Origin of the sequence: Leptospira noguchii serovar Panama str. CZ214 (genome assembly GCF_000306255.2) — a bacterium.
Taxonomy (GTDB): Bacteria; Spirochaetota; Leptospiria; order Leptospirales; family Leptospiraceae; genus Leptospira; species Leptospira noguchii.
In genome coordinates, this window is the sequence record NZ_AKWY02000013.1 from 42,501 (window position 1) to 55,487 (window position 12,987).

6 protein-coding genes and 1 pseudogene (1 of these 7 cut by a window edge) are annotated in these 12,987 nt (G+C 39.2%); 6 read left to right on the top strand and 1 reads right to left on the bottom strand.

Annotated features, from left to right (window positions below):
• Positions 1-589: the 5' portion of a tyrosine-type recombinase/integrase gene (locus LEP1GSC059_RS05120; RefSeq protein WP_017214272.1), read on the bottom strand. 77 nt of this gene lie to the left of the window's left edge; 589 of the gene's 666 nt are visible here — the first part of the coding sequence; its start codon is at positions 587-589; its stop codon lies beyond the left edge, outside the window.
• A 293-nt stretch (positions 590-882) separates the two neighbouring features.
• Between LEP1GSC059_RS05120 and LEP1GSC059_RS05125 the strand changes: the two genes are divergently transcribed.
• The 6 genes and pseudogenes from LEP1GSC059_RS05125 to LEP1GSC059_RS05150 all read left to right on the top strand — a co-directional run.
• Complete coding sequence (locus LEP1GSC059_RS05125; RefSeq protein ID WP_017214273.1) at positions 883-1,737, top strand: hypothetical protein; 855 nt, start codon at positions 883-885, stop codon at positions 1,735-1,737.
• Positions 1,738-1,801: 64 nt separating this feature from the next.
• Positions 1,802-2,746 carry an HNH endonuclease gene (locus tag LEP1GSC059_RS20700; RefSeq protein ID WP_017214274.1) on the top strand — a complete coding sequence of 315 codons (945 nt, stop codon included), beginning with the start codon at positions 1,802-1,804 and terminating at the stop codon, positions 2,744-2,746.
• Positions 2,747-3,743: 997 nt separating this feature from the next.
• Positions 3,744-11,246, top strand: a complete 7,503-nt coding sequence (locus tag LEP1GSC059_RS05140; RefSeq protein ID WP_036057099.1) for a SpvB/TcaC N-terminal domain-containing protein — start codon at positions 3,744-3,746, stop codon at positions 11,244-11,246.
• Positions 11,247-11,275: 29 nt separating this feature from the next.
• Entirely contained in the window at positions 11,276-11,731 is a 456-nt protein-coding gene (locus LEP1GSC059_RS05145) for a hypothetical protein (RefSeq protein WP_017214278.1), read from the top strand.
• An 18-nt stretch (positions 11,732-11,749) separates the two neighbouring features.
• Positions 11,750-12,157, top strand: a complete 408-nt coding sequence (locus tag LEP1GSC059_RS24030; protein WP_017214279.1) for a DUF5071 domain-containing protein — start codon at positions 11,750-11,752, stop codon at positions 12,155-12,157.
• A gap of 79 nt (positions 12,158-12,236) precedes the next feature.
• Positions 12,237-12,987 (top strand): annotated as a pseudogene (locus LEP1GSC059_RS05150) (hypothetical protein); the annotation flags it as partial.

Below are 12,987 nucleotides of genomic sequence, written 5' to 3' on the forward strand. Positions count from 1 at the left end.
AAGAATGATTTAACACACGAGAACAGAAATGTCCTCCTCCAGTGTCCATTAGCTTTTGGGCAAGTGAATGACGCAGTGAGTGAGGATGAATTTTTTTTCCAAGGCAGGTTAGAACATTCCAAGAATTGACTATTTTCTGCAATCCTCTTGTGGACAACGGTCTTCGAGGAGCCCTGTTTCGTCCTGGGCAAGAAAGGAAAAAATAATCCGAATTTGAATCAAATAGGCTATGATATTCCTTTAGGCTATTTAAAACCTTGTCCGAAATGACTGAGTAAGATACTTTTCCACCCTTTCGGATATAACTGACAAGAGTTTCACCGGATGGCGCCTTTAGAATGTTGCTAAATCGAAGAGATACAACCTCTTTGGCTCGCATTCCGGTAGTTGACATTACCAGGAATAGACAGCGGTTACGATGTTCCATTTCGCTACTTGGATTTGAGAATCGTTTCGAAAGTTCCATCATAGTCTCGTCAGTGAGTCCCTTTCCAAAAAAGGAACCTTCAGTTTGCAAAGGATATTTTGAATCCCTTGAATGCTTATTTCGGTATTTATTTAGTTCTATTACCTTATTTACTGCTGACATTCTTCCCGCCTGTATAACTAAGGAGTGAATATAAATTTATATTGATAAAAGTCGAAGATTTTCTGATAGAATTTTATAATAATAAGAATTAAACATTCATTATTTTTAGATTACTAAACCCAGAAATAACATTCCAAACCATTCATGTTTATTCAAATCGAAAAAATTTGAGATAAATGTATCTCCACTCTAATCTTAATATTTAAATTGAATGTGGAAATATTATGAAATATCTAAAATTTTAATTTTAGATATGACTGCATAAAATTATGATAGCATAAAGCTGCATTTAAATGAAAATTAATTCTGACTTCATTGCGGATCTTGAAATTCAATTTAAAAATGAAATGATAGAGGCTGGTTATAAGAATGTACCGGAATCAGGAGACGCGATATTCATTTCATATTTCAAACTTCAGCATAGATTGATTGACAGCGTTCCGAGGAACATACTTAAATCAGACATTTTTCAATGTCCGTCCGATTACCTAAATGGATTACATGAATTGGAAGAAAACATACGACAAGGAGCGAATATTAATAGCCATCAAAGTTCTCAATTGTTAGACGTTAAAAAGAATGATCCATTGCTTAATGATTGGGGAATTTATCACTTACATTTAGGATTGAATTCTGAGCGAAATGGATTTGTTCAAAGGACTTCACCTTTATTATTCGCTCATTTTACTTATTCTACCGCATTTCTCATTGATGTTATCAATCACGGAAATTGGAGTGATAATAATTTGATAGAAACATTACAGAGGAATTGGCCGGAAACAATCAGGCATTGGGAAGTCAAACTTCAAGATATTGAAGAAATTAGTGCTTCTGAACGAGATAAAATTAGAAAAGCTGGTGGCCTATTATTTACAAAAATTAATGGTAAGATATTTGCCCCACCAGGAGGCGGTTACACAACTTCAGGTACCAGCATAAATGCCGTCATGGAATCAGATAAATTTAAATCGCATATAAGAGATATAGAGAAAGAAATTATATCCAATGCTAAAATTTACGAAAAAGCCATTAGACAAAAATTAGGAGTAAAGATTCAAAGCATTAAACTTAAATTAAAATTTCAATTAGGGAATTTATACGCTATTGAAGAAAATTATAATTTAACATTTAACTTAGGTCGAGTATAAATATTTAGCTCTTTAAATTATTGCATTGTTATTTATCCATTAGATAATATTTGAAAAAATAAAAGTGACAGAATTTACAAAAAAATATCGGAAAATCGTTTCTTATCATGTTCCTGGTAATCTAAAAAACCAGCGTCCTCTCTATATTCTGAAAGAAGAAAAAGAAAAATGTAGATTTTGCTTACAAGAAAAGCCAAATGCGACATTTAAAAAAATTGCACATCCTATTCCAGAATTCTTAGGCAACAAACTATTTCGCTCAAAATCTGAATGCGATAAGTGCAATGAATTTTTCGATAAACATGTAGAAAATCATTTTGCAAACTATTTAGGTATAGAAAGAACTCTCAAATTTACAAAAGGGAAGAATGGAATTCCAGAATTTAATCAGGATAAGAATAAATTCTTTATTCGAGAAAATGGGGATAGCTCTATGCTTATCGGGCTGGATCCAACTTCGGATCATGTAAGTGTAGATTTTGAAAAACAACTAATAAAATTTACTGTTCTCAAAAAACCTCATATCCCTTATGCTGCCTTTAAATGTCTTGTAAAAATTGCATATTCATTATTACCTCAAGCAAGCTCCACGCAATTCGAGTCTACACGTAAATTCTTAATCAATTCTGATTTTGAATCCACTGGAGGAATGTTCTTTCCATTAGTTTTTTCTTATTTTATTGATAACGTGACAGATTTTCTCGAAGCGTCCATCTTTCAAAGAATTGATGTGAAAGATAAAAGTATTCCGATAATTATTTTTCGGTTGTTTTACGGATCCCATATTTTTCAAACTCATCTTCCTAACATCGAATTTGATGATTCAAGTTCTATGATGAGGATTTTGGACCCAGGCGTCCCTTTGATCGGAGAATCAATCTTAGATTTAAATAACAATCAAATTGTCGCTGACGCAGTTCAAGAGCAAACAATGTCTTTTGAAGGTAGCAGTTCAGCGGTACCTTTAGAGGAAAATCGTCTATATCAATCTTTGAAGAAATTTCAATGATACCTAGCAAAAAAACTTAACTAGAACAGGCTGATTTCTTTCGGATCTCGGAATCTTAGGGGACATAATCCGAATTTTGTAACTTACCAAACAGTAAAGAATTGATCTGGCGTATAAATCAGATACTGAGAATAACCTACAAATTAGGCTGAAACCGGAGTGACAAAGGATAAAATAACTTTTTATCTGATTAAATCATAAGGTATTCAAGGAACATTCATATCAAAGCAGTTTTGTTTTGGAAAAACTCCGATATATGCTTTTCTTTCGATGCTAAGACGTTAGCTAAAAGTAAGTATCTTGACAACTTACAATTTTTGTTATAAACATGAACGGAGTGTTTGATCTAATTTTTTCAATTCAAATTTTCTCTAATGATTTCAGGAAATATTTGATTTAAATCTTTAGGCGTTGTCAGGAATATTGTGTAAATGACATTTTTTAAAAAGAATCCAGTTTCAAACGATCTCCGAAAAGAATCGAAAACTGATTATTCATCGCTCTTCCCCTTTACCAAATTCAATTATTGGGCCCCGAAGTGATTTTTAACATTCCGTTTTCTTCGAAAAATCAGAATCTTAGTGATCTTTACTACCAATTTGGATGCATATTCTCATGGCATCAGTAAATCCTTGAGTCCATCCGAAACCGGATAATAAACTTTGTCCGAAATCAGATAATGAACTCACGTTGATTCAATTGTGCATAAATTCGGTGACAAACTAAATTCTTACTTTTGGCCCTTGTGTTTTCATTCAATTTGATTCCAAACAAAAATCACTTTTTTCGGATTTAATATCGCCACAACAAGCCTCATTTTTTTCATAGTAAAATGAATCTTTTGTAATTTGAATGTTTCTTTGCCTTTTTCATTTGAAACGAAAGGCATAACGTCATAAGTCGATCGACTAACGGCTCTGGGCTTCTGTGCCGCATGAAACTGTGAAACAAAGAATAAGAATCGAAAATAAGACCGAAGCAAAAAAGAAAAAAACAAATGAAAAATTCCGAAAAACCAACCACCAAAGCATTCCTATATTCTAATATCTTACTATTCTCTTTCATACTTGTCAGCACGACAATGACTTGCGGGCTACTTCCCGGTAAACATAGAAACTCCAATAACTGGTGGATGGCTCTTGCAGGACTCGTCCCGGGAACAAGCTTTCCTTCCTCAGGTAGCGGAGTGGGAAGTGGAAGCCCTGGAAGTGCTCCCGCACCGGAAGGAAGCGACCTCTTCTCCATCTCCACAAACTACAGTGAGGCGATCGACGATCCTGACACAAAAGCGGAACCTCTCGCAGGAGCCGCATTCATTGCACCCCCTGAAATGGGTCACTACGGAAACGTAAGTCTTTCGTATCCGATTCATACACCCGCAGGAAGAGCGGGAATCGAACCCAAACTCAACTTGAGTTATTCTTCGACCCAAGGAGACGGATGGCTCGGAGTGGGATGGAGTTTAGGACTTGGAAGTATCACAAGAACACCCGAGTATGGAGCCCTCTACTATGATGCAAGAGACAGCTTTACATGGAATGGAACAAAGCTCGTCAAAGTAGCGGGTGGAACGACAAACGAAAATGGAACGTACAGACCAGAGATCGCAAGCGAGGATTTGGTCGTATTAAAATTAACGAATATAGAGAGCGGTGGAATTTGGGAAGTATTGGATTCTTCCGGAACAAAAACAACCTACGGAGAAAGTAATGCGAGTAGAATCTTCAATCCTGCGATCCCGAGTCAAACCTACAGTTGGTATCTTTCCAAAACCGAAGACAAAAATGGAAACTATCTCCAAGCCGGCTACGACAATTCAGAATATTCAGAAAAGCGAAATCTATATTTAAAAGAAATTAGATATACTGGAAATATAAAAAGCGGTCTGTCCGCACGCCAATACGTAAAGTTTTTCACAAAAGGGAGAGAGGATAACTACGTAACCACAACACCTGGGTTTCTCATGAAGATGGACAAACTGCTCGAAAGAATCGAAGTCGGATGGGACAACAGCGGTAAACTCTGGGAATACACTCCCATATATGAAACCTCTTCCGATTCCGGAAGACAACGACTGAAGAACATCCAATCGAGTAAACATACAACAAGACCTGAATTTGAATACCAAACATCCAATCGTTATCTGATCTGGCAGAATGTTGTGAATCAAACTTCATCCGAAACTGAGGATGATCTCCACTCTACTCAATATTTTGAAGGAGACTTCAACGGGGACGGGATTTCTGATATTTTATTTTTTAATCCGAAGTCAGGAAATTGGAAAGCGGCAGAAGGCAGAAAAGAAGGAGGATACAACTTCAAACTGTATGCAAACCGTTATCAAGGATACAATACAAACGAAAAGATCCGATTCTTCAAAGGGAATGTAAGCGGAGATTACAACGGAGACGGGAGAAGTGATATCGCATTCTACTTGCCGGAAACCAGAGACTTTGTAGTAGCGGAACACGACGGACGTGTGTTTCAATTCAAGTCGTATGGCAGACTCATGAGTGGAATTCCGGACATCTTCCGGATGGAATGGTTTGCGGGAGATTACGACGGAAATGGACTTTCGGATTCGGTCTTGTTCGATGAACCTACGGGTCAATGGACTCTCATGCTCAACAAAGGTGGAAGTTTTGAGTTTCTTCGATTTAGCAAAAAATTTCAGAATGTATTCAGAAATGATTATACTCCAGATTCTAATTTAGATAGCGTTAGCACAAATGATTCCACAAAACCGGGAAAAGATCACGACAAGGTAAACTTTCTCGTGGGAGATTACAACGGAGACGGAAGAACGGACATATCCTTGTATGATTCGAGATCCGGAAAGTGGTTCGTGGGAGAGAATCATCGCAATCCAAACAAGAATGATTCCGTTTACTTCCAAATGCAATGGAAACTCTACAAGGTATTTACTGCTCCAGAACAGGCGTTATTCGGACATGACCGATTTAGCGGAGATTTCAATGGAGATGGATTTTCAGACTTTCTAATATTCGATCGTAGTAATGGGGAATGGACGTTAGGAGAAACAGGAGATGGGACAATCAACTTCCGAATCTGGTCTAGAACCCCTCAGTTCAAACCGATAACAAGATGGCTCCAAGGGGATTTCAACGGAGACGGTAGGAGCGACATCGGATTCTACAATGCAAACGACGGTAAGTTTTGGATCGGAGAATCCACGTTAAACGGATTTAGATACAAAATCTACAGCGATATGAGTTATGGTCCCGATCAGGACAGAATTATGAAAACTCCTCTTCCTAAGGACGAGGTGAAAGTAGAATCGAGTAAAGCGAGTTTTGTATTGGCCAACAACACAAAGACGATTCTGCTGAGTTACAAATATGATGGAAATCTAAATTTTGGGAAAGGAGAACTCGTATTTCCGGGATGTTTTACTCAGGATGATTGTTCTGCTTCTCCCGAGCTTTTGATCTTTGACAGAAAGGCAAACTCATGGGATCTCAAGACCGGAACTGCCTTCACAGAAAGAGTCAATACATCTTTGAACCCGGAAGGGACAGGAATCACAACCCTCTTTGGTGGAAAACCGGATCGATATACGAATAACACAAAAGACGAAGTCCTCTTTTACAAAAAACAAGGAAGCACGAATCAGTTTTTTGTAATCAAAAACACAAACGGAACTACATTTGATATTTCTAATTTAGCTACGTTCACGGATACAGATGTGACCAAGTTTGATCCATTGAACAGCGGCTACGTGGTCGATCATTTTGAGAATAATACATCTCAGTCTGTGTTAGTTTTGGATGATCAGACCTCATCCGGAACTGCAAGGTTTGTATTGTCGGGACTGGGTGGAACCAAAGTTCTAACGATTGCAGGAGATCTGACTGCGACCGACTTAAACGATCTCTTCCAAGCAGGAACCAGTGAGAACAGACAACGCAGAAAAGAGTTCAGTCTTTTCTCGGGGAAATTCACGACCACACAGGCCCAACTTGCATTAGTCGACAGAAGGACCACAGTTCACAAATGGTATTTGGGAACCATCAATGGAACACAGATTCAATTCAAACGTTTGGCGGGAGACATCGCGCTTCCGATTACAACATCGGATTACAATTCCGCAAGTCCCGCAGGGATTGTATATGCGCTCACTTCTGACGGATCGATCGTATTCGGAAAGACCTTAGACAACGGAACTTCGTTTAGCAAAATTAAAGTTAACGCGACATCCGTAACCAAAACCGTATACAACGCAGGGACTGTTTTGTTCAGCGATCAGTTTGACAATAGCGGAAATCCGATTGTTATCTCTGGCGGAGAAGACAAACTGTATGACTTAACACAGAGCAAGATCGTATCACTTTCGTCTAACGTCATTTCCAAAACTCTGGATCGTCCCGACCTCATCTCCCAAGTGTATGTATTCCAATGGATCCAAGGGGATTACAACGGAGACGGACTCACAGACATCGGAATCTTTCATTTGAAAGAACCCACATGGTACTTTGCACTTTCTACAGGAAGTGTTCCTGACATCATCGAAAGAGTAAAGAATGGAATCGGAGGGATTTACGAATTTGAATATACCAATTCCACGAAGTTTGACAATACGGGAGAGGACGATATACCGGACTTACCGACAAGCTATCGTGTTTGCACCAAAGTAACATTAAACGACGGGTTCTCGAATAGAATCACAAAGAACTACGAATACAAGAATGGATTTGCATTCTCTGGATTTTTAAACGGCAAAAAAGAAACCGATTACTTTGGATTCAGTGAGTTTACCGTCAAAGAAGCGTATGGTGAAAGGACAACCCATCTGTATCATACGACACCGTATTCTGATTTCCTCATGAACCGAGCATTGGCTGGAGCAGAGAAAGAAACAAGAATTACCGGGAACGACAACAACGATTACGGCACAGTTCAGACAACATACGATGTAAAACAGATCCAATACGGCATCGGGGTTTCTGGGTATTTATCTGTTCCTGCAAAGATTGAAAAATTCTTAAGTGGAGCAAGAACGACAACACAGAGTTCCGACATTGTAATCAGTGGAACGAAGATCAGTCGGAAGACGGAGAGCGTTACGGATCATTTTAGTGATTCTGTGCATGGAGTTACGACCACTGCAAACGTTACTGATTTTGAAACCGATGATACGACCAATCAAAGAAGAGCGACTCGTTCTGTTGCCAACAGTGGGAGTTCCCACGAGATTACGTCTCTCTTGAGTTACGACAGTCGTGGAAATCTTACAAAACGTGTGAGTTCCTACACCGGAACTGGGCTTTCACCTGTGGGAACTCACACAACCGAGTATGACTACGACAACCACGGGAATCAAACTGTTGAAAAGGACACTTCCGCAAGTCCGGCCCGTGGGAGTTCCTACACGTATGACAATGAACTGCACCAATTTGTAGTTCAAGAGACAAAATTCGGTGGAAGTATCCAATTCAGCACAAACCACCAAATCGGATATGGGCCTGCGTTTGGACTTCCCGCTACAACCACAGATCCAAACGGAAACAAAAGCACATTTGAATATGACAATTTTGGAAGACTGATTCGGACGAGTGCCGACACGGATGTGGGAACTCACACAACTGCGAACTACGAATACGATTCAGGGTTTCCACTTTCTGCAAAGACAACCTTCCCGACTGGAACGGGAGATCCTGACTTTGCGTCGCGCACATATACCGACGGAATGGGTCGGAACATTTATACAGTCAAAAGTGCGTCCAACGGCAACTATGTTTTGACCGGAAGACTTGTGTATGACGGAACCGGAAAACTTGTTCGTAAAGGACAAAGTAATTGGGCGAGTTCCGGAGAGATGGACCAGTTTGTTTTACATTTAGAAGAAAGAAATCTAACTTCTTTTGAATACGATCCGATTGGAAGAATCAAAAAGACGACGTTGCCGCTTGCCCAGGGAGAAACTTCTCCGACGACGATCACAACAAACTACAACTCTGCATTTGAAACGACAGAAAACCACAGTTCTGGAACAAGCAAGAGAATCGTAAAGGATGCAAGAGGACAGATTCAATACGTAGAAGACTTTGGAAATGACGGAACCGCAGCGAAGATTGGATTTTGTTACGACATCGCAGGGAACAGAATCAAGAAGTCCGATCTCAACGACGCAAGTTTGATGAGTTGCCCAAATCCAAGTGCAGCGATACCCGCAAAAGACACGAGTGGAAGGAACCAAGCGTATTGGAGTTACGATGCATTTGGTAAGTTAAGGGCCGAAAGTGATCCAGATTTAGGTGTGAGTTCCTACATCTACAACGCGTTTGGAGATCTGACCTCAAGCACCAATGCAAAAGGAATTACAACATCTCTCAGTTACGACGGAATTGGAAGAATTACGACCAAACAGATTCCGGAAGGAAATATCCAATATACATATGACTCAAATTCGGGAAGCGAGAATGCACTTGGCAAACTTGTGCGCGTAGAAGACGGAAATCAAACCAAAACCTTTAGCTACGACAAACTCGGTCGTGTCAAAAAAGAAATTCGCACGATCCTTGCGACTTCCGCAGGAAACCCGTTACCTTCTGAAACACAGGGTCCATACATTACAGAAACTAAATACGATCTGCTTGGTCGAGTGACTCGTATCGATTATCCGGAACATCCGATATCCCACGGAAGAATGCGAGCTTGTTATGAATACGGTAGTGCAGGATATATCGAAGGAATCTCCGTTCAAGTGAACACAAACGGAATTCTACCCGGATATTGCAGCAAGGACATCGTAGAAAACATCAACTACAATGAATTCGGGCAGACCGCAGGATTTACACTTGGAAACGGAATTGCAACCTCCTACAGCTACGACGTGAAAGGGAGAATGGTCCGACTCAACTCTTCCGGGGATGTAAATGGAAACACAAAAGTTCTCCAAGATGCGGTGTATTCTTTCAATCCGAACAACAACATTACAAATATCTCTAATACAACAACCGATTTCAACACTCAATATGACTACGGGTATGACGGAATCGGTCGACTCACACAAGCTAATGGAAGTTATTTAGGGATTGCAGAGGGAAATCTTTCGAGAAGGTTTCAGCAATCTTTTGACTATGCCAAGAATGGAAACTTGACTGCAAAACGGATTCATGATCCTGCGAATGGGAACATCACAGACGAATGGAGCTATGTTTATTCTAACCACCAAGTGACGAACATTGATTCTTCTAAATCAGGTGCTGATACTCTCACTTTGCAATATGACGCGAATGGAAATCTGACAAGACAAAGAGACAACGCAAAGGATTTAACCAAGCGGATTCAAGTCGATTCTCAAGATCGAATTACTCAGATCCAAGACGGAAACAATGCGATTTTGGGAACTTACTGGTATGACGACGGTGGTTTTAGAATTCGAAGATCTGCGTTGGAGCCAAAGAACAATCAGTTCACGAATGTAGAGATTCTCTACCCGAGCAAGTTCTATGGTCTTGAGTTTATTGAGTCCGAGAATGTCCTTACTTCGGTGAACAATATCTACTTAAACGGTGTTCGTATTGCTGCCATGAACGAGGCTGGTGCTCTTGCGTATTACCTGACCGATCAAGTAGACTCCGTCTCGCACGTGTTAGACGATGAGGGGAATACCCTTTCTCAGATCCAATACCAGCCGTATGGAGAGACATTTGTTCAACGTGGGGATGCAAACTTTTCTCCGAAATACAATTCTCAGGAGTTAGACAGAGAATCTGGGTTTTACTTTTACAATGCGAGATACTATGATCCCGGGATTGCTAGGTTTACAAGTGCGGATACGATCATTGACGGTGAGTTTGATACGCAAGGTTGGAACCGGTTCTCGTATGTGAAGGGAAATCCGATTGGGGCGAAGGATCCGACTGGGCATACTTTAGTTATTTCAGGTAACGATGAATATAAAAAAGAAGTAATAAAAGATCTTAGCGATCTTTCTGGTTCAAAGGTAAATATAGATAAAACCGGAACAGTGAGTATAAAATCAGAGGCAACTGCAAAATCTCAAAAAATAGAATTACCTACAAAACCGTTTGGAAATAAACTTATTAGTGGATTAGTAAATAGCGATAAAATTATAACTATCAAGAAAACAAATCGTGAAAATGGATCGGATGCATCTGATAGGAAGAACGCGCAAAATGGAAAGGGAAGCAATGCAGTAATTGCATATAACCCGAAATACAGCCCACAAATTGCAACTTCACAAAAAGACGGATCAATTAAATTTGAATCACGGCCCAAAAAAATCGGACTTGCACATGAATTAATCCATGGCGAACACTTTATAAAAGGAACGGTTAATATGGATTTGGTCGAACAAAAATTTTCTACTAGTGACAAGAAAAAATATAGAGACCTTGTTACAAAGGAAGATATGCGCACCGTTGGCCTTGGTCAAGGTTATACAAAAAAAGGAGATATAACTGAAAATATGATTAGAAAGGAAAACGGTTTGAAATTAAGAGCAGCCTATTAAATAATTTAAGACAAAATTGGGAAGTTTATATGAATTATATTTCTAAAGTTATATTAGTGATTAGCTATTTTTTCGTATCATTTCATATCATTAATTCAAAAGATAAAAGATTAGAAATAAAAAATTATATTTTTCAGAAAGATCAAGTTAAGATTATTGAATATGCTCGACATCCATATAATGGTATAACAATAACAGCTGCTAATGTTGAAAAAGCTGAAAAAATTTTTAAGAACTACTTACGCGTTATCGATCCAAAATTATTAAATAACTTAAATCTTTATAAAAGACAATATGTCGGAATACAATCACAAGGTAAACGAATTGTCTATATAAATTTTGCTAAGTCGATTTCGACATGGACTCGGAAAGACTGGGAAGATGACCTTTTCTTCTCATTGGATGGTGGTAGCAATTATATGAATGTGAAGGTTAATATCGATGATGAATTTTGTTTTGATTTTTCTGTTAACGGGGAAGCCTGAGACTCGCAAAAACTAATAATGGATCAAAATGAAATTTTTCAAAATTTACAAAATTTGGACTGGAGCTTACCGGATGACATTCAAAAAAACGCAATTACTAATTTGCTCAAATGTACGGATGAAGAAATTGAATTATTAATTCTCCCTCTTACTAAATGGCATTGGGAAAATGCCTCAATAGTATTAGAAAACATAGACCCGAAGTGTCTAGAAAAGTACACAGAAAAAATACTACTTTGGTTACAAGATAGAAATTGGCCAGGCTCAGAAAGAATCTTGAGAATTCTTAAAAAAATAGATAAAAAATGTATAATCAATTCGTTACTCTACTCGATTGATGTCGCGAAACGATCGAATGATACGATTTGGGAAGAATCACTTTTAGATTTTCTGGAAGAAATTGAGCCTGAGCCTCGCAAGAACTAAAAAAGCAAATTCGAATGCCAATAAAACGCGGACTCACAATCCCCGCGGCAGGGATCGAAGCGGAGTCAATAAATTGAAAATGAGGGTAATCATTTGTATCACGTTTCTTTCTTTCAATTTATTGACTGGAGCCGAGAGCCCGGTTTCGGAGAAACTCGAACAAAGTAGCAATGTTGAATACAATGAAACACTAAGACACGAAACGATCTTTCTCCGAAAGCCGCCCTATTTACTAACGACTAATCACTCGAAGAACGTAGAAGACTTTGGAAATGACGGAACCGCAGCGAAGATTGGATTTTGTTACGACATCGCAGGGAACAGAATCAAGAAGTCCGATCTCAACGACGCAAGTTTGATGAGTTGCCCAAATCCAAGTGCAGCGATACCCGCAAAAGACACGAGTGGAAGGAACCAAACCTATTGGAGTTACGACGCATTTGGGAAATTAAGAGCGGAAAGTGATCCGGACTTGGGTGTGAGTTCCTACACTTACAACGCATTCGGAGATCTAACCTCAAGCACAAACGCGAAAGGAGTCACGACAACCCTCAGTTACGACGGAATTGGAAGAATTACGACCAAACAGATTCCGGAAGGAAATATCCAATATACATATGACTCAAATTCGGGAAGCGAGAATGCACTTGGCAAACTTGTGCGCGTAGAAGACGGAAATCAAACCAAAACCTTTAGCTACGACAAACTCGGTCGTGTCAAAAAAGAAATTCGCACGATCCTTGCGACTTCCGCAGGAAACCCGTTACCTTCTGAAACACAGGGTCCATACATTACAGAAACTAAATACGATCTGCTTGGTCGAGTGACTC